At 67.4% G+C, this 18191-nt stretch carries 17 protein-coding genes, 1 tRNA gene and 6 pseudogenes; 17 read left to right on the top strand and 7 right to left on the bottom strand.

The features are described from left to right. Window positions 1–75: 75 nt before the first annotated feature. Together ACFU6I_RS38670 and ACFU6I_RS38665 are read left to right on the top strand one after the other, a co-directional pair. Window positions 76–376, top strand: a pseudogene (locus ACFU6I_RS38670) (amino acid permease); the annotation flags it as partial. Between the two features lie 45 nt (window positions 377–421). Beyond that, window positions 422–597, top strand: a pseudogene (locus ACFU6I_RS38665) (aldehyde dehydrogenase); the annotation flags it as partial. 87 nt (window positions 598–684) lie between these two features. Here the strand turns inward: ACFU6I_RS38665 and ACFU6I_RS38660 are convergent. The 5 genes from ACFU6I_RS38660 to ACFU6I_RS38640 all read right to left on the bottom strand — a co-directional run bounded on the left by ACFU6I_RS38660 (window position 685) and on the right by ACFU6I_RS38640 (window position 4564). Then, complete coding sequence (locus ACFU6I_RS38660; RefSeq protein WP_384376112.1) at window positions 685–1461, bottom strand: Fpg/Nei family DNA glycosylase; 777 nt, start codon at window positions 1459–1461, stop codon at window positions 685–687. A 712-nt stretch (window positions 1462–2173) separates the two neighbouring features. Further along, complete coding sequence (locus tag ACFU6I_RS38655) at window positions 2174–2590, bottom strand: CBS domain-containing protein (protein WP_384376072.1); 417 nt, start codon at window positions 2588–2590, stop codon at window positions 2174–2176. 124 nt (window positions 2591–2714) lie between these two features. Next, on the bottom strand, window positions 2715–3233 hold the full coding sequence (locus ACFU6I_RS38650) for a hypothetical protein (RefSeq protein WP_384376069.1): 519 nt from the start codon (window positions 3231–3233) through the stop codon (window positions 2715–2717). A gap of 73 nt (window positions 3234–3306) precedes the next feature. Beyond that, window positions 3307–3858, bottom strand: a complete 552-nt coding sequence (locus ACFU6I_RS38645; protein ID WP_384376109.1) for a hypothetical protein — start codon at window positions 3856–3858, stop codon at window positions 3307–3309. 628 nt (window positions 3859–4486) lie between these two features. After that, window positions 4487–4564: transfer RNA gene (locus ACFU6I_RS38640), tRNA-Thr, on the bottom strand. Between the two features lie 817 nt (window positions 4565–5381). On the opposite strand from ACFU6I_RS38640, the gene ACFU6I_RS38635 reads away from it, so the two are divergent. The 9 genes and pseudogenes from ACFU6I_RS38635 to ACFU6I_RS38595 all read left to right on the top strand — a co-directional run bounded on the left by ACFU6I_RS38635 (window position 5382) and on the right by ACFU6I_RS38595 (window position 8968). Next, window positions 5382–5771, top strand: a complete 390-nt coding sequence (locus ACFU6I_RS38635) for a gas vesicle protein (protein WP_384376066.1) — start codon at window positions 5382–5384, stop codon at window positions 5769–5771. Window positions 5772–5825: 54 nt separating this feature from the next. Further along, window positions 5826–6269: a gas vesicle structural protein GvpA gene (locus ACFU6I_RS38630; RefSeq protein WP_384376063.1), complete on the top strand. Its 444-nt coding sequence runs from the start codon at window positions 5826–5828 to the stop codon at window positions 6267–6269. A 3-nt stretch (window positions 6270–6272) separates the two neighbouring features. Then, window positions 6273–6986 carry a GvpL/GvpF family gas vesicle protein gene (locus ACFU6I_RS38625; RefSeq protein ID WP_384376059.1) on the top strand — a complete coding sequence of 238 codons (714 nt, stop codon included), beginning with the start codon at window positions 6273–6275 and terminating at the stop codon, window positions 6984–6986. Between the two features lie 84 nt (window positions 6987–7070). After that, window positions 7071–7247: a gas vesicle protein GvpG gene (locus ACFU6I_RS38620; RefSeq protein WP_384376056.1), complete on the top strand. Its 177-nt coding sequence runs from the start codon at window positions 7071–7073 to the stop codon at window positions 7245–7247. 31 nt (window positions 7248–7278) lie between these two features. Next, window positions 7279–7722 (top strand): gas vesicle protein, encoded by a 444-nt coding sequence (locus ACFU6I_RS38615; protein ID WP_345513861.1) that lies wholly within the window; start codon window positions 7279–7281, stop codon window positions 7720–7722. A 103-nt stretch (window positions 7723–7825) separates the two neighbouring features. After that, complete coding sequence (locus ACFU6I_RS38610; protein WP_384369971.1) at window positions 7826–8077, top strand: gas vesicle protein; 252 nt, start codon at window positions 7826–7828, stop codon at window positions 8075–8077. Continuing rightward, window positions 8067–8462 carry a gas vesicle protein K gene (locus tag ACFU6I_RS38605; protein WP_384369974.1) on the top strand — a complete coding sequence of 132 codons (396 nt, stop codon included), beginning with the start codon at window positions 8067–8069 and terminating at the stop codon, window positions 8460–8462. The genes ACFU6I_RS38610 and ACFU6I_RS38605 overlap by 11 nt, the downstream gene beginning before the upstream one ends. Window positions 8463–8586: 124 nt before the next feature. Further along, window positions 8587–8718, top strand: a pseudogene (locus ACFU6I_RS38600) (IMP dehydrogenase); the annotation flags it as partial. 112 nt (window positions 8719–8830) lie between these two features. Then, complete coding sequence (locus ACFU6I_RS38595; RefSeq protein ID WP_384376105.1) at window positions 8831–8968, top strand: GvpL/GvpF family gas vesicle protein; 138 nt, start codon at window positions 8831–8833, stop codon at window positions 8966–8968. Window positions 8969–9007: 39 nt separating this feature from the next. Here the strand turns inward: ACFU6I_RS38595 and ACFU6I_RS38590 are convergent, their stop codons facing one another. Further along, window positions 9008–9568 (bottom strand): hemerythrin domain-containing protein, encoded by a 561-nt coding sequence (locus ACFU6I_RS38590; protein WP_384376053.1) that lies wholly within the window; start codon window positions 9566–9568, stop codon window positions 9008–9010. A 914-nt stretch (window positions 9569–10482) separates the two neighbouring features. Between ACFU6I_RS38590 and ACFU6I_RS38585 the strand changes: the two genes are divergently transcribed. From ACFU6I_RS38585 to ACFU6I_RS38560, 6 genes and pseudogenes are all read left to right on the top strand, one after another. After that, complete coding sequence (locus ACFU6I_RS38585) at window positions 10483–10686, top strand: cold-shock protein (protein ID WP_345513857.1); 204 nt, start codon at window positions 10483–10485, stop codon at window positions 10684–10686. 101 nt (window positions 10687–10787) lie between these two features. Further along, complete coding sequence (locus ACFU6I_RS38580) at window positions 10788–11678, top strand: helix-turn-helix domain-containing protein (RefSeq protein WP_384376050.1); 891 nt, start codon at window positions 10788–10790, stop codon at window positions 11676–11678. 63 nt (window positions 11679–11741) lie between these two features. Beyond that, window positions 11742–12323: a dihydrofolate reductase family protein gene (locus ACFU6I_RS38575; RefSeq protein ID WP_328624473.1), complete on the top strand. Its 582-nt coding sequence runs from the start codon at window positions 11742–11744 to the stop codon at window positions 12321–12323. A 124-nt stretch (window positions 12324–12447) separates the two neighbouring features. Beyond that, window positions 12448–13754: pseudogene (locus ACFU6I_RS38570) on the top strand (ISL3 family transposase). Window positions 13755–13903: 149 nt separating this feature from the next. Beyond that, a pseudogene (locus tag ACFU6I_RS38565) lies at window positions 13904–16391 on the top strand (molybdopterin oxidoreductase family protein). After that, window positions 16388–16875: pseudogene (locus tag ACFU6I_RS38560) on the top strand (hypothetical protein). Before ACFU6I_RS38565 ends, ACFU6I_RS38560 begins: the two co-directional pseudogenes overlap by 4 nt. A gap of 99 nt (window positions 16876–16974) precedes the next feature. Here ACFU6I_RS38560 and ACFU6I_RS38555 read toward each other — a convergent pair. Next, on the bottom strand, window positions 16975–17841 hold the full coding sequence (locus ACFU6I_RS38555; protein ID WP_384376102.1) for an RNA polymerase sigma factor SigF: 867 nt from the start codon (window positions 17839–17841) through the stop codon (window positions 16975–16977). Window positions 17842–18191 lie beyond the last annotated feature (350 nt).

Genomic DNA, 18191 nt, shown 5'->3' with positions numbered 1-18191 from the left:
CAAGTCGCGGTGCATACCCCTCCGCACGGGCGTCCGACGGCCCCCTCACGGCGAGACCCTCGCTCAAGGAAGGCGCTGACGACACCTCTGCTCCACTTATTCCTCCCCGGGGATGTGCTGGGCGCCGACGTCTACGTCGTCGTCGGCCAGGTCGCCGCTGAATCGGACGGCGCAGGTCCGGCTGCTCCTCGCCATGCTGCTGTCGCTCCTGATAACCGCCTCATACGCCGAACTCGCAACGAAACACCCGAGGGCGGCGCCTCCCACTATGCAACCCTCACCTACGGGCCGTTCACCGGTTTCCTTGCCCGGCTCCGCAGGCTGGCCGCCAGGCATCGTGTGCGTCGCCGCACTGGCACGGGATTTCGCCGGCGACTAGCTGGCCATCTTCGTCAGTCTCCCCGTCGTGCTGGTGGCGACCCCCATCAAGCACTACAACCGTGCCCTGCGCGACATGATCGCCCGGGCGAAGCAGGCCCCAGCTTTCTGGCGTCACACGAGCTGATCCTCGACGAAGCTCCGGCCGCCTACGAACACCTCGATGCCCGGCACCACGGCTGGACGAAAGTCATCCTCCACCCCGGCGCTCAGAACTGACCCGCCCCGCCTGCCCTTCGCCGGGCAACAGCCCAGGCTCCTGCATCGAAGTCACCAACCCGCCCCGGACCCGGCTCAGAGCACCGTTCATGGCTGGCAGTGCGGGCACCAGACGGTGCGGCGGCCGGCGATACGACCGGAGCACAAGGGCCGACCGCAGCGGGGGCACAGCGGCTCGCTGTCGTCCCTGCGTCCGGTGAGCCAGGAGCGCCGCGGCGGCACGCACCCGGCGCTCACGGAGGTACGGAGGACCCGGCCCATCGCCACGTGGAGACGTCGATACGCCGTCCCACTCAGGTCCCGCGCCGGAGTCCGGGGAGCGACGCGTGCCCGCCAGAGGATCTCGTCACACAGCAGATTACCGAGACCCGCGATCACGGACTGGTCCATCAGCGCACTCTTGACCGCACCCCGCCGTCCGGACAGCAGTTCCTTCAGCTCCGCACGGTCCACGGCCAGGGCGTCTGGCCCCAGCCGTTCCAGGATTCGGTCGACGGCCGCGTCGTCGGCCAACTGCACTCCCTGAAGCTTGCGTTGATCGCGGAAACGCAGGCTACGGACATCGTCGAGGGTCAGCACGAGGCGGTCATGTGCTGCGACCGGTTCGTCGGGAGAACAGCACCACAGTGATCCCGTCATGCCGAAGTGGAAGACGAAGGTGGGGCCGCCGTCCGTCGGCGCGAACAACCATTTGCCGTGCCGCCAGGCCCTCCCGAGCCGCCTCCCCTCGCCTTCCTTCCGCAGCCGTTTCTCGGTGACACCCTGCAGCACCCCCGCGTCACGCACCTCGATGTGCGTGACACAGCGTCGGCCACAAGCCATCAGCACCTGACGGAATCCTTCGACGTCCGGCAGTTCGGGCATCATCCCTCCGCGACTCTCCGTCGTGCGGGAGCCTGGCGCGTCCGGCCGAAGAGCAGCCAGGCGTATCGGTACGGCGTCACCCGACGTCTTCAAGCTGCCGCTGGGCGGCACTGGCCAAGCAGCGGTGCCGCAGTCCGTCCCCCAGGCGTTGACGTCCAGGCGTCCGGCGATCGAGTCGATGATGACGCTGCATTGATGCCGGGATTCTCGACCTCGTCCCAGGTCAAGGGGGCTGCCGCTGAGGCTTCGGGGCGGCCCATACCGCAGGCGGGGGGCGACAACCGTCTGGGCGTATGCGTTGCGCTGTACGTCGAGGCAGACCCTGCCCCAGCGCTCCTGCTTGCGGGGTGCGGTGGTGAGGGTATCTGGGTGACGGGGGCTAGGAGGTCGGCAAGGTCGTGGGCGAGAGCCCGGGTCTCGTCGAACGGGGCCCGCCGGTCGAGGGGACCACTACATGCAGCGCGGGAGCCGGCGGTCGCTTGCCGACGAAGGTGCGCGCCCCCGCTCCAGCTGTCATCCAAAGCTCGACGAGATTCTGACCGCCAGTCCACCCCACCGGGCCGGCCAACACTGGTCGCTGCGGGAGAGCGCCAAGCCCCACTTCACCGCCCGCTCGCGCGGCAAGGAATCGGGCTGCCCACGGACGTGGCAAAACACGCCACCTTTGCGGACCATCCTTCACTGCGCGTGGTGTTGTTGACCGGGCGGGCGGTCAGCTGGCGGACAGCGCTGCGAGCAGGTCGCCGACGTCCGGATCAGGCAGTGCCCGGGCGACATCGGCCTGGGCGACCATGCCGACCAGCGTGTGACCGTCGATGACCGGCAGTCGACGCACCTTGTGTTCGCTCATCGTGCGGAGAATCTCCGACGCATCGTCGTCGGCGCCGATCGTGACGGCTTCACCCTGCGCCAGCTCGCCCGCCTTGATCTCGGCGGGATCCTTGTCCGCCGCAAGCACCTTGACCACGATGTCGCGGTCGGTGAGTACGCCCTTGAGCCGTTCGTCCGCTCCGCAGATAGGCAAAGCACCCACGCCCAGTTCGGCCATCTTGTGGGCGGCGAGGAGAGCCGATTCGTTCGCCCCGATGCACTCAGCGTCCGGGGTCATGATGTCTCGCGCCGTAGTCATCACACACACTTCCTTTCCCATGGATTTCGGTTCGGACTCCTGCGTGGTCTTTCCGCGGCCCGTCCATCGCAACGGGGGCACCGTGCTCTCCCCCGATCAATGGGAGCCGGCCTGCCAAGCAGGGTCATGTGCTGAGCAGACGGTTGAAGAACGAGCGGTAGCGCTGAAGCGCTATGCGGAGATCCTCTGTGAGGACCTCCTCGCCCCGGCCCCACTGGCCCTCTAGCCCTTCCTTGCGGGATGCGAACGAACGCGCCAACGTCTGCATGACCTCGGCGACCAAAGCGTCGGCCGTGCGGACGGCATCCTGCGGATCGTCGACGAAGGCTGTCTGGACGGCCTGCCATTTGGACTTGAAGGCCTCGGCCTCATCGGGACTGAGAAGCGGCTCGTTCTCCTGGCCCTGCTCCGGAGCCGAAGCGTGCGGTGTGCCCGCCGCTGCCTGCTCCGTGGACGCGGCGCCCTTGGCGGTGTCTGCAGCTTCAGCGGCATTCCCGGTGGCCGGGGGAGCATCATCCGCCGTGACCGAAGGCGTCCCACGATCCGCGTCCCGGTCCTCCCGAGGCCGGGCAAGATCCTCGGTTCTGAGTCCCGCGTCGGTCGCGCTGCTGTGGTCGCCTGCTCCACCGTGTTCGCGCTGCATGCTTGTTCACCTCGTCCGAAGGGGTTTCGATGGGCTCTCGATCCGTGCCCCGCCGGTGTACGCGGGCGCCGGGTCAAGCGCGTTGCTGCCCCGGCCTGTTGCCGTTGGTGAGCAGGTCGTCGAAGAGTGCGCGGTAGTGCACCATCGCTCCCCGCAGTTCCTCGGTGGTCGTCTGCCGACTGCTGGCTCGTGCATTGACTTCGTGGGCGGCGCGGTAATGCTCCAGCGTGCGCCCGTGTTCGACCGACAAGTCCTTCACCTGCTGCTCGTATCCCTCGGTCGGGTAGCCACGTTCCTTCATGAGCCGGGTCACCAGCTGGTCCGCCTCACCGACCGCCTCTTGCGGGCGGTCCACGAAGTGCTCCTGCACGCTGTTCCAGTCCTGCACATACTGCTGACGGGTAGTCGAGGCCAGCGGCTTCAGATCGAGATCGTCGTGCCGTTGCTCGCGGTCGCGCAGATCACGCTCCGCCGCCGTGCGGCTGCCACCGGCTTCCACAGCGCGCTCGTACTCCGGACCGAAGCGATCCCGCAGATGCCGACGACGAACTGCCAGCCACAAGCCGACCGCAAGGACGATGAGGACGACCGCGACAATGAGCGCAATGACAATGCCTGACGACATCGAGCGCCTCCCTTGATGTCGCTGTTCAGATCCCACCAACCCGACCAGTGCGCGCGGCAGCCCGAGAGGCGATTCCCGCAGCCCGCGCACCACCCCTGACCGGGCCACCGCATCCACTCCACTCATACGCCCCCAACGCCCCACCCGCTACCCAGGACATCACGGCGAACACGCAGGGCACCGGCCGAGAAGCAATGAGTGATGCCGCTGCAGGCGGGCTGACGGTCAACGGGCAGGCCCAACCGATCACTCCCACCGCTGCGCGACAGCCCCGCGCCGGCACAGACCGGGGAGTATGAACCCCTACGAGGGGCCGGCCACGGTGGAACGTATGGACGGGACTCTGGTCCGCGTGTGGGTCACCGTCGCGCGGGAGCACAGCCCGACAGACGCGGACCGGCCCTGGACGGCCCGGCTGACCGCACCCAGCGGCGAAGCATTCCTGCTGAAGGGCCGTCTCCCCGGTCGCGCACGAGCACAGGTATCTGACCGGATGGCCGATGCCGAGTCTGGCCGCCTCCCCAGCCCACACGCCACGATCCGGGATGATCGACTGACGTGGGGGTGGGCCGCAGGCCCAGTGGTAAACCGCGCCCCGGCCGTGCAGCCGGAGACAAAGGGCGTGATGCTGCGGGGGCCGGATTCGAACCGACGTCTGCACCGGGGACCAACCGGCTGCTCTGTGTACTCGTTGAGCTACCCCGCAGCATCGCTTTCGGGGGCAAGCTTTATGTTAGGCAGCTTGAGTGCGCCCCCTCCCGAGTCGGGAGCGGAGTGTCGCCCGGCCGTGGCCCAGGGCGTAAGTCCCTGGACCGGGCGACGCCATAACCCAAGCAGTCCCCCAGAGGGTCGCGGTCGCGGCTGAACAGGGAGGGAGGCCTGGGCCACCACTCACCAACAAGCCTCATGCCGAACCAGGCACGTGCGACCGTTATCCCCACGAAAGCCCCTTTAACCTATCCAGAAACAGAGGGAGGAGTCCTCTGCGGGGGTCTGATTCGAACCCGGCCCGAGTCCGCCCCCCTCTCCCGAGTTGGGGGGGCGGACTCGCCGTCCGGCCGCGGCCGCGGTAGGAGTTCCGCGGACCGGGCGACTCCTCTAGCCAACCAGGCCACATTCCCCTATCTCAAACGCCGCGTCAGCCATCTGGCGGTACGACGGGGTCCGTGGGCCCCGTCCGTTGGTGGCGGTCCAGGCCGCCGCCAAGAGACATCCAGACCACCACCTACACCGATCTTCCTCCCGGCCCGGACCCTACGCAGCTCGGCCGACCGGGTGCGCCGCCGTGCCCCGGGGCCACGCTGGAGGTTTTAAAGCTCCGATATTTGTCCACGCCACATTGCATTTCTGCACCGGAGGGGCCCTGGTGCGCAGCGAAGGCGGTCACGAGCAAATTCGGCAGAGGCAGACCGCGAATAGCGCGGCTATGTCATGTCAGTGCGCGTTACTAACCCGAGCGGCTGAGCGAGACTCGGAACAGTCCGGTGCTCATAGGCCGTCTTTCCTACCGAAGAGGCAGCAGCATGGCCGTTGGAGAAGAGAGCGCCGGCGGTCAACGCCGGCAGCCGTCCCGGAGCAAGGCCACGGGCTCGCGCAGCGACAGCGCTCGCAGCACGAAGCCGCGGGTGCAGCGTGATGCGTCGAGGTCTGGTCGCGTGTCCGCGCCGCAGGCGATGCGGTACGCGGCCGAGCAGCTTGAGGAGCTGCTGGGGAGGTCGCCCGAGTCCGTCTCTGCGGTGCAGTCCACCGAGGGAGGCTGGGAGGCGCAGGTGGAGGTCATGGAGCTGGAACGCATCCCCGACACCACCAGTGTGATGGCGAGTTACCGGGTGAAGCTGGACCAGGGCGGCGAACTTATGGCGTACGAGCAGACCCGCCGCTATGCGCGCGGGGAGATCGACCGTCGCGCATGACCCTTTTACGACCGCCCGAGCCGCTGATGCGGCCGATGGCGAAGGGAGGGCACCATGACCGTGGTGCCGCAAGGCAGAGGCAGTATCTCTCAAGGACCGAGCTCCGGCACTCTGTACGACGTTCTGGAACTCATTCTGGACCGCGGCTTGGTCATCGACGTATTCGCCCGCGTATCACTGGTCGGCATCGAGATCCTCAAGGTCGATGCCCGCATCGTCGTGGCGAGTGTGGACACCTACCTGCGCTTCGCCGAGGCCTGCAACCGCCTCGACCTGGAGTCCGGACGCAAGGCACCCAGCAAGCTGACCGACCTCGTGGGCGAAGTGACCGAAGGCGGAGCCAAAGGCAAGAGCAAGGGGGCATTGACCGGCGCGATGGATGCCATCACCGACGCCTTGCAGCAGGGCCGCAAGGACGAGGACGAGGAAGTCGAAGAGAGGCGGGAGCGGCCCCGCCCCCGGACGGCCCACCGTGCTTCCCGGCACCGGGAGGACTGAGCCATGGCCGTGTATGTGTACGCCATAACGGCGGCCACGCATCCGCTGCGCCTGGACGATCTGAACGGCGTGGGTGACCCTCCCACGCAACTGCGTACGGTGCAGGGCGGAATCCTCAGCGCAGTCGTCAGTGACGCTCCGGAGGGGCTGCGCGCCAAACGCCGGGACGTCGGTGCACATCAGGCGGTCCAGGAGCGGCTGATGGCCGACGGCACCGTACTGCCTCTGCGATTCGGTCTGCTGGCCCCTGATGACGACGCGGTGCGGGCCGTGCTCGAGGAGAACGCCGAGCGGTACACGGAACGGCTGGCCGCGCTGGACGGGTGCGCCGAGTACCACCTGAAGGCGGCACAGGACGAAGACGCGCTGCTGCGCCAAATCCTCCAGGAGTCGCCGGAGGCCCGCAGACTCAACGACGACATCCGGGCCGGCCAGAACAACCCCGACCTGCCGCTCGCGTTGGGTGAGCTCGTGGCGAACGAGGTCCAGGCCCGCCAGGAGGCACTGGCGGCCGCTGCCATCGAGGCGTTGCGCCCCCTCGCCCGCGATGAGCGGGCCTCACAGACGGCCGGCAACGACTTCCTGAACGTCTCCTTCCTGGTGGATCGACGCCAGGAGGATCGGTTCACCGCCACGGAGAAGAACCTCGCTGCCGAACTGGGCGAGGACTTCGACTGGCGGCTGCGTGGCCCGCTGCCGCCGTACAGCTTCGTGTAGGGAGCATTCAGACCCAGCCCACGCCGCGCACGGGTGCCGGCAGGAGAGTGAGGATCTGGGAGAACAGGCCCAGTGGAGCGTGTCGTGGAGGCTGCGGAGCGGGACTACTACGACCCCGGGCCGGTCGAACGGGAGCTCGCGGAGCTGGAGAAGGCGCTCCTGTCAGGAGCGATCGACGAGGAGCCGGTCGACCAGCGCGAGGACGAGCTGCTCGACCGGCTCGACGAGATCAAAGCGCACCAGGAGATCCGCAGCACATGACTGGAATCCAGGAGACCGAGGTCGACAGGCCGTGACAGAACCCGTTGCCAGCAGGTCTGGCTCCCTCCCATACAGGTCGTCCCCGCAGTATGCCCAGGGGTCCTCCGCCAACCTCGCCGACATTCTGGAGCGGGTACTCGACAAAGGCATCGTCATCGCGGGCGACATACAGATCAACCTTCTCGACGTCGAACTGCTCACCATCAAGCTCCGTCTGCTGGTCGCGTCCGTGGACAAGGCCAAGGAGATGGGAATCGACTGGTGGGAGCACGATCCCTCGCTGTCCTCCCGCGCGAACGGCAGTCGCGAGCTGGCAGAGGAGAACAAGCGCCTGCGCGCGGAGATCGAAGCTCTGCGCGAGGACGCGGAGCTTCCGTCGGCCGAAGAGCGCCGTTCCGTGACCGAGAAGCCGCCGCATGCGACGCCGCAGCGCCGGCAGTCGGCCAAGGTTCGCCCCAAGAAGCGGGACGAGTGATGACCGAGCCGATCACTGTGCGCGTCGAGGTCACCGGCCCCTGGGCGCCCTACTCCTTCGCCTCGCCGCCCCATACCGAATCCGCGGAGGGGACGGCGTCACCGTGACCGGCGCTGCCCGGCTGCCCGTGGAAGCCGCGAGGGAACCGCTGCCCGGCCGGCAGATAGCCCTCATCGACCTGCTGGACCGTCTCCTCAGCGGTGGCGTGGTCCTCACCGGTGACATCACGCTGTCGATCGCAGGCATCGACCTTGTGCGCGTCTCCCTGCGAGCGCTCATCGTCTCCATCACCGCGCAGAACCCGTCGCCCTGGGCGGAGGACGCACCCCAGCCGCGAGACGACCATGCCGAATGAGGACCGCGGGCCCGGACGTCGCTTCGACGAGGTCGCCGACGCGGCCACGCGGGCCTTCCGTCTGCTGCCCGCCACGTCCCAGGACGAGAAACCCCCGGCGCACAGGACGACACGCCGGATCGTCGCGGAACCCGACACCGTGGAGCGTGACCTGGTCAAACTGGTCCTCACCCTCGTCGAACTCCTGCGACAGCTCATGGAGCGCCAGGCTCTGCACCGCGTCGACGAGGGAGATCTCACCGAGGAAGAGGAGGAACGCCTCGGGGCCACTCTTCTGATCCTCCACGACCGTATGAACGAGCTGTGCGCCCGTTACGACCTGACCATGGAGGAGCTCAACCTCGACCTCGGCCCCTTGGGGACCCTACTGCCGCCCTCGGAATAGCCACTCGCACCACGATGAACGGGCATGCGGCAGTTCGGTCCTGGCCGGACCTGCACCTTTGCTTCGCTCGGCCCTCCCGGCGTGCGCCGTCGCGCGGTGGCCAGCCCGTGATCACTGTGGTCCGCACGACGGGCGCCCCGCCGGGGACACCGGCTTCGCCTGCGTCCCGCACGGCATGGCGATCGACATCGAGCAACTGTTCTACTCGCACGCCGGACTGCGCGGCGGCCCTGCGCCCGTGCACCGCTTCCTGCCCGGCGCTCAGGCACGGGACGCTCCCAGCACGGCAATCAGAACGACGCGCTCTCCGGCGGCGCTGGACCGGTAGGTGGCTTCGACGACCTGCCGCCCGCACTCGGCCGTGACGGCTGAAGGCTGCTGTCCGCGCACCACGGCCGCGAACGCGGCCAGACTCGGTGCGCGTCGAGGTCACCGGCCCCTGGGCGCCCTACTCCTTCGTCTCGCCGCAGGATGCCGAACCCGCGGAGGGGACGGCGTCACCGTGACCGGCACTGCCCGGCTACCGGTGGAAGCCGCAGTGGCGGTCAGGATTTGCCGCGGCCGGTGACGAAGTCGCGGGCCCGGTCGACCAGGCCCGCTCCCGGGGCGAGGAGCTTGCTGGCCATGGGTGTGCTGGGCGCGGAGGGGTGGGGTCGGGTGGGCGCCATGGCTTTGGCGTGGCGGATCTTGTCCCCGAGGTCGTCCAGCTGCTCCGGGGTGCAGGCGCGGCGCAGCATCGGGAAGAGGTTGTTCTCCTCGTCCTGGACGTGGGCGGCGACCTCGTCCATGAGCTGCTGCAGCATCATGCTCATCTGCGGGTCGTCGGTGTCCATCTTCTCCAGCTGCTTGAGGATCTTCTCGACCCGGCCGTGGTCGGCGATCTCCTTGTCCGCGAGCGGGTCGCCGCCGTCGATGTGCTCGCGGACCGCCGGGTACAGGTACTGCTCCTCGGCGACCGAATGCCGCACGAGCTCGATGGTGACCTCGTCCACGAGGTCCCGCAGTTGCTGGCCGCCCGCAGTCATCGCCTGGATGCGGCCGAACATCTCCTCGACCTCGCGGTGATCGGTCATCAGCTCGTCGATCACGTTCCCGCCGTGCCCCATCGCACATCCTCTCGTCCTGTCAGGGTCGGGGCTCTCCCGCCCAGCCCAGAGGTATCCCGCCTGGCACGGCGCGTCTGCCAGGCCCGCTGTGGCCTCACCCGATCGGCCCCGCCGCCCACGGCGCGGCACATGTCGGACCAGTTCACCCCGCGCGGCTACCGGATGATTGCAGGCTTCAGCGTGCACACCTTCCGCCTCGCGAGCGCCCACGGCGCAGCACGTGAAGTTCCACTGGAGGTCGAGGTTGGGCGTGGCCTGCCAGGTCTGGGACGAGAGGCAGCTCACCGCGGGGCGGAACCCACTTCCACCGCCGCAACCTGTGTGAGGCAATCGAAGTAAGCGAGTACCCCCGAGTGGGAGCTCAGCGTGCAGCTCATCCCGTGGGAGGACGAGCACGCCTACCCGTTCGGCCTGCTCGATCCGACGAAAGATCGTGCCCGGACTTCCACCGGCAGGCGACAACGAGCTTACGACCAAAGGTCACTTACAACATCAAGACCTCCAGTCTGCTGGGCGCGCGAAAGCGCGAGGCTAGGGTAATCACATTCGCGGTCTGGTCAGGGAGCGGGGGGCCTCGGGGTGCGAGCGCTGGCCGATACCGCGACCCCGACTTCCCGACGGCCGACTGTGCCTCACGGCGGGCTTCTATTCCCGCCCCCATGGCACACCGCCGAACGGAGGAGTGGGCCCCATGCCCCCCTGGATATCCCCGGGTGGGCCCCATGCCCCCCTGGATATCCCCGCTGTGCCGGTAGAGCCGCGTATAGCGTCGGGCCAGGTGTCCTGGTTCCGAAGTATCAGCCGTCCGTGAAGCTCGAGAATACGGGCGATCGTGCTGTTCAGCGTGAGGATCAGGGCGATCCCCTCCGGTTCCCGCACGGTGCGGGGCCGGCTTCGATCCCCTTGGAGGACGAATGGCCAGCGGAACCGTAAAGTGGTTCAACTCAGAGAAGGGCTTCGGCTTCATCGAGCAGGACGGCGGCGGCCCCGATGTCTTCGCCCACTACTCGAACATCGCAAGCTCTGGCTTCCGTGAACTTCAGGAAGGTCAGAAGGTGAATTTCGACATCACCCAGGGTCCGAAGGGTCCTCAGGCAGAGAACATCACCCCCGCCTGAGCCGCGCCTTTGCCATCGCCATTAGGGGCCCTTCACAACGTGGGGTGTAGTTGGGGACCGAAATGCGCCGGGGCGCCCCGTCAGGGATCGGCGCCGGCTCGATGCTGGCGGCGGCGCGTGATGCCGGATGGGCCGTCGGCGATGATGTCGGCGTGGAGTATGTATCCAGAATGCCCGGTCCGCCGCTGGACGGGCTGATCGACGACATCTACTACCTGGAGGGCGCCCCGCCGTACTCCCGGTTGATGCTGCCGGCGGCGCCCGCGCCATTGCTCATCGTCAACCTCGGGGCGCCGTTTCTCATCCGCGCAGGCACCGACGTAGACGCCGTGGAGTACGCCGACGGCTGCGCGGTCACCACGCCCACGCGTGCGTGGGAGTTCAGCTACCCAACCCCGACCCGGTCCGTGGGCGTCCACTTCAGGCCGTGGGGCCTGGCACCGTTCCTTCCGATGCCCGCGGCCGAATTGTGCGACCGACCTGCGACGGTGGAGCAAATCTGGGGCCAGCCCGCTATCGCTGAATTGCGACACCGACTGACCTTGGCGGACGCACCGCACGAAATGCTGATGTTGCTCGAGGAGGAACTGGTGCGACGGCTGCGGGTGATCGACGGTCTTGACCTGGTCCGCCAAATGAGCAGCGCCGTTGCGGCGACAGGCGGGACAGTGCCGATCAGCGACATCGGTGTGGCGGCCCGCGCCAGCAGCACGTATTTGGCGAAGCGGTTCAAGGCCGTAGTCGGTGTCACGCCAAAACGGCTGGCTCGCAGCTACCGCTTCAGCTCCGCCGTGTTGGCGCTCGACGTCGCTGCACCGATCGACTGGGGAGACGTTGCCGCTGGCGCGGGCTACTTCGACCAGGCCCACTTCGTGCGCGAGTTCCGGGAGTTCACCGGGCTCACGCCGACCCGGTACGCCGAAGTCCGGCGGCGATTCCTGCGCGATCATCCCGACCACGTCCTGGACGGCTGGCCGCTCCCGGCCGATTGATTTCGTACAAGAGCGACAGCTCACGTCGCACAAGACTTGGGACTCCAAACAGAGGAGGAATCCATGGGGAAAGTGGTCATGAACGCGTCGGTTTCGGTGGATGGTTACATCGCGGCTGAGAACGACGACCCCGGTCCGATCTTCGAGTGGCTGGTCAGCGGTGACGTGCCGTTGGACGACAGTGGCGTTCTGAAGGTGTCGCAGGCTTCGTTCGACTACGTCCGGCCGTACTGGGACGAGGTCGGGGTGACCATTTCCGGCCGTCACGCCTTCGACATCACCGACGGCTGGGATGGGACGCCTCCGAGTGGGATCGACCATGTGGTCGTGGTGAGTCACCGTGGTGCGCCCGAGGGCTGGGACCTCCAGGCGCCGTTCCACTTTGTCGACGGCATCGAGGCGGCCGTGGCCAAGGCGCGGGAGCTTGCGGGTGACCGCACTGTCGAGTTCGCTGCTGGCGACGTCGGCGGCCAGGCGCTCGCCGCAGGTTGGGTCGACGAGGTACGCATGGACGTCGCACCCGTCGTGCTCGGGTCCGGTAAGCGTTACTTCGGCTCCGTCGACGCGCAGCACCTGCTGGAAGGCCCAGACGTAGTTGTTCAGGGCAACCGGGTGCTTCACCTGCGCTATCGGGTGCGCCGTTGACCGATCTGAGTGGGTACGCGAAGAAGACCGCTGCGACGGTGACACGAGATCGGGCGTCCGGCTGCATTTGTGCATCGCTGCCCCGGGACGGAAGTCGTGGTCTTCCAGATTGGCACACCTCGACTTGTCCGACGCTACCTTTGCCTGCCCTGACCTGACCAAGTTCTGCCGGCTCGATGAGCTCGGTCTGGCCGTCACCGGCCAACGACTCAGGCCCGACCGTGCGGTGCTGGCATGCCGGGTCGTCGAGCCGGACCAGTGGTGCCGTCGCTGTGGTTGCGAAGGCGTACCGCGCGACACCGTGACCCGGGAGCTGGCCCACGAGCCGCTGGGCTGGCGGCCGACGACGCTCGTGGTGACCGTGCGCCGCTACCGGTGTACCGCTTGCGGTCACGTGTGACGCCAGGACACCAGCCTCGCGGCTGAGCCGCGAACGAAGCTGTCGCGTCGCGGGCTGCGGTGGGCACTCGAGGCGATCGTGTGCCAGCACCTGACCGTGGCCCGAGTCGCCGAGGGACTCGGCGTCGCGTGGAACACTGCCAACGACGCTGTCCTGGCCGAAGGCAAGCGGGTGCTGATCAACGACGAGAACCGCTTCGACGGTGTCAACGCGATCGGGGTAGACGAGCACGTGTGGCGCCACACCCGCCGCGGCGACAAGTTCGTCACCGTGATCGTCGATCTCACCGCCGTCCGTGATGGCACAGGTCCCGCCCGGCTGCTCGACATGGTTGAGGGCCGCTCCAAGCAGGCGTTCAAGTCCTGGCTCGCCGACCGCGACGAGGCCTGGCGCGACGCCGTGGACGTGGTCGCGATGGACGGCTTCACCGGCTTCAAGACCGCCACCGCCGAAGAGCTCCCCGACGCGACAGCGGTCATGGATCCCTTCCACGTCGTGCGCCTGGCGGCGATGCGCTGGATCGGTGCCGCCGCCGGGTCCAGTTGGCGATCCACGGCCACCGCGGCATGAAGAACGACCCCCTCTACTCCACGCGCAGAACCCTGCACACAGGTGCCGGGCTGCTCACCGACAAACAGGCCGCTCGGCTCACCGCGCTGTTCGCCGACGACGCGCATGTCGAAGTCGAGGCGACCTGGGGCATCTACCAGCGAATGATCTCCGCCTACCGACACGAGGACCGGCGCCGTGGCCGCGAGTTGATGGTCAAACTGATCGACACGATCAGCACCGGTGTCCCGAACGCACTGGTCGAGGTCACCACGCTCGGCCGCACGTTGAAGAAACGCGCAGGCGACGTGCTGGCCTACTTCGACCGTCCCGGCACCAGCAACGGCCCCACCGAGGCGATCAACGGCCGGCTCAAGCACCTGCGCGGTTCCGCACTCGGGTTCCGCAACCTCACGAACTACATCGCCAGATCGCTGCTCGAGACCGGAGGCTTCAGGCCGCAATTACACCCTCGATCGTGAAGAGCCGGCATACCTCCAGATCCCACCGCCGGAGCGGCAGCACGCCACCGACATCTCAGTCGGGGACAATCCCGGAGATCGCCAGGGCGGCTGACATCAAGGCTCGGCGATCGGGTATTCGTGAGCGGATCGACCTGCAGGAGGCGGCGATGGAGTCCTCGGTGGACCGGATCGGTGATCCGTGGGGCGGCCGAGTGCCCCACGGAAGGCGCAAGCGTTGGTCCGCCCGGGTGGATAGCTTTCTCGCCGAAGGCGTGGATCCTGCGATGGTGCAGGAATGGGTGCAGGCCGCCTCGATCCTCCACTCAGACGGGGATGCCATGGATATCGCTGTCATCGACGGTCGCATGGTCGGCGTGCGAGGCCGGGCCACCGACCGGGTCAACCGCGGCAGGCTCGGTCCCAAGGACCTGTTCGGCTGGCAGGCCAACGCCTCGCCCGACCGGCTGAGAAGACCGCTGGTACGTGAGGGCGGGCGGCTGGTGGAAAGCGACTGGGAAACCGCGATGAGCCGCCTTGTCACCCGCTCCCACGCACTGCTGGACGACCGCGGCCCCGGATCCATCGGCTTCTACACCTCAGGGCAGCTCTTCCTGGAGGAGTATTACACCCTGGCGGTGCTGGCCCGGGCAGGCATCGGCACCAACCATCTCGACGGCAACACCCGGTTGTGCACCTCAACCGCCGCGGAGGCCCTCAAGGAGTCCTTCGGTTGTGACGGGCAGCCCGGTAGCTACGACGACATCGACCACGCCAACGTGATCGCCCTCTTCGGCCACAACATCGCCGAGACCCAGCCTGTGCAGTGGATGCGGATCCTGGACCGGCTGGAGGGCACCGAACCGCCGCGGCTGATCTGTGTGGACCCGCGTCCCACCCCGGTGGCCCGCAACGCCGCCGTGCACCTCGCCCCACGCATCAGCACCAACGTCGCCCTGCTCAACGCGCTGCTGCATGAGATCATCCGGACCGACCGCATCGATCACAGATATGTGGATGCGCACACGGTCGGATTCGAGGAACTCGCCGCCCGCGTCAAGGACTGCACCCCCGCCTGGGCGGCCGGCATCTGTGACGTCCCAGCGGAACGAATCGGTGAGGCGGCCGAACTGCTCGGAACCGCCGACCGCTTGCTCTCCACCGTGCTACAGGGCGTCTACCAGTCCCACCAGGCCACGGCGGCCGCTGTCCAGGTCAACAACCTGCACCTGATCCGGGGCATGCTCGGGCGGCCGGGCGCCGGCGTGCTGCAGATGAACGGGCAGCCGACCGCCCAGAACACCCGCGCGTGCGGTGCCAACGGTGACCTGCCCGGGTTCCGCAACTGGCAGAACGACGCACACGTGGCCGATCTGGCCGAGGTGTGGAACGTGGAGCCGAGCACCATCCCACACTACGCGCCGCCCACCCACGCCATGCAAATGTTCCGCTATGCCGAGCAGGGCTCGATCCGAATCTGTGGATCAGTGGCACGAACCCAGCCGTATCGCTGCCCGAACTCGCCCGGATCCGTTCGATCCTCGCCCAGGATCGGCTCTTCGTCGTCGTACAAGACCTGTTCCTGACCGAGACGGCACAGTTCGCCGACGTGGTGCTGCCAGCCGCCACCTGGGGCGAGAAGACCGGCACCCTGACCAACGCCGACCGCACCGTGCATCTGTCCGCCAAGGCCGTCGAACCGCCAGGAGAGGCGAAACCGGACCTCAACATCTTCCTCGACTACGCAGCCCGGATGGACTTCCGCGACAAGGACGGCGGACCGCTGATCTCCTGGAACGACCCGGAGTCTGCGTTCGAGGCGTGGAAGCGCTGCAGTGCCGGCCGTCCCTGTGACTACACCGGCCTCAGCTATGCGAAGCTGCGCGACGGGAGCGGCGTTCAATGGCCGGTCAACGAGCAGGCGCCGAACGGCACCGAGCGGCTCTACACCGACGGCGTCAGCTGGGCCCACCCCGACGTATGCGAGAACTACGGCAAGGACCTGGTGACGGGGGCCGCGGACGGCCTGGTGGAGTACCGCTCTCTGAACCCGGACGGCAAGGCCATGATCAAGGCGGCCGACTACCTGCCACCCCACGAGATTCCCAACGAGGAGTACCCCTTCCAGCTGACGACGGGCCGCACCCTGTACCACTTCCACACCCGGACCAAGACCGGCCGCGCCCCGCAACTGAACGAGGCGGCACCGGACATGTGGGTCGAGGTCAACGAAGCGGACGCCGCCGCACAGGACCTTGCCGAGGGCGACCTGGTCGAGGTCCGTTCACCGCGCGGCGCGCTTCGCGGCCGACTGCGCGTCACAAAGCTTCGGGCGGGACTACTGTTCGTACCGTTCCACTACGGCTACTGGGACACGCCCGCCGGCTCGGGTCCGGACACCACCACACCTGGCAGGGCGGCGAACGAAACGACGATCACCGACTGGGACCCCGCCTCCAAACAGCCGCTGTTCAAAACAGCCACGGCCGCCATTTCCCTCATCGAACGCGGCAACGGGAAAAGCAGGCCCCGGCACCCACCACTACCGCATACGCACCGATGGACCCTGCAAGCGTCCCGGCCGCCACCGGGGGACCGCGAGCGCAAGTGTCACAGGCCCCGGACACCGCATGGGACGCTCCGGGAGGCAACCCTTGAACGGCATCCAGATCACCCTGCGCACCCTGCACCGCGGTGAACGCCACATGGCCGAAGAGCTTGTGACCGTCTCGGACCGCCACTGCCCGGAACACGAGGTCTTTCACGTCGCCACCGACATCGACGCCTGGTCACGTGAACACGTCCGGCTCCTCGCCGAAACGGCCGCCGACCACGGCTTGCACCTCACGGGATCGCCCGACGCCTCCTCCGAAGGCGTACTCGGCGCGCTCCGGCTGAAGGCGTCGGAGGTGGTGGGCGGCCATCCCGAACCGGGTCTGCTGCTTCTGCGGGACCTGCGGACCTCCATCTGGCCGCGACGCACAACTCACTGCACTGGGAGATGCTCGCCCAGGCCGCGCAGGCCACCAAGGACACCGGCCTGCTCGGCCTCGCCTCCTCCTGCCCCCAGGCGCTTCGCCAGATGCGCTGGACCAACACCATGATCAAGGCCCTGTTGCCGCAGCTGCTCAGCACTCCGTGACTCGCGAGATGGGCCAGCAGCACGGCAGTCCCTCTCTCTGATTTGTCTGTCCACTTTTCCCAGCAGGGGCGGGTCTCCATACAGGCTCTGGCGATCGGTTCAAGTCTCAGTGAGCATGCCGCTGCGGAGCTTGGTCAGGGTGTGGGCCAGTAGCCGGGATACGTGCATCTGGGAAACGCCCAGTTCCGCACCGATCTGGGACTGAGTCATCTCCTGGCCGAAGCGCATCTCTACGATGTGGCGCTCTCGGTCGTCGAGTTCTTCCAGGAGCGGGGCCAGAGCGTGGAGGTCTTCCACGAGGTCCATGGCGGGATCGCAGTCGCCGAGGATATCGGCATAAGTCGGGCCAGGATCGGATCCGTGGTCGTTCCCGCTCGGGATGTCGAGAGAGCCTGCCGTGTAGCCGTTGGAGGCCATCAGGCCCTCGATGACCTCATCTTCGCTCAGGCCGAGTTCCTCGGCCAGCTCGTGAACGGTGGGCTCGCGGCCCAGGACGACTGCCAGCCGTTCTTTGGCTTTGGCCAGTTCCAAGTGGAGTTCCTGCAGCCGGCGGGGGACGTGAACAGCCCAGCTGGTGTCACGGAAGAACCGCTTGATCTCGCCCACGATGCAGGGGATGGCGAAGGAGCTGAATTCGACCTCGCGTGACAGGTCGAAGCGGTCAATGGCCTTGATCAGGCCCACCGCGCCGACCTGGAGGATGTCCTCCAGGTCGCCGCTGCCGCGGTTACGAAACCTGCTCGCGGCGAAGCCGACCAAGCTCCGGTTCATCTCGATCAGTGTGTCGCGGGCGTAATGGTATTCGCGTGTGCCCTCTTCGAGGAGCTGGAGCTGGTCGAAGAACAGCTTGGACAACGCCCGGGCATCTTGGGGCGCCACTTCGCCCGCGTCCTCGATCCACGGCAGGTCACCTGCGACCCGCTCGGTGCGCGCCGAAAATGTCGTCTGCTCCAGTGCTACAGGCACTTCCTGGGCCTGGATGGATATCGTCACGTCGCCACCAATCGTCGATTGACTGCCACGCAGCGCCTGCCCCCGAAGCCCGCGACGAACCCTTCCTCAAACCACGCCAGCGTTTCCAACTGGGCGGGCCGCGACCGTTGTTGGCCTGGAAACCGCAGGGCAACCCGGTCGACTCGTTGTGGACCGATTCGGGAAAGCGCCGAAAGCCGGTACAACGCGACTGCCCGTGCGAGACCCGCCAGAAACTGCCGATGGCATTAGGGCCTGTTCCGGGTTGAGATCTAGATTTTCGGGTTTCTGCCCCGTGTCACCTTCCGTGCTGGTAGAAGGCTGGTGTGACGCGGTCTGAAGTG

The organism is Streptomyces sp. NPDC057486 (assembly GCF_042802415.1).
GTDB classification, from domain to species: Bacteria; Actinomycetota; Actinomycetes; order Streptomycetales; family Streptomycetaceae; genus Streptomyces; species Streptomyces yanii.
Note: the sequence above shows the minus strand (reverse complement) of the source record. Positions and strands in the feature narration are given on the sequence as shown.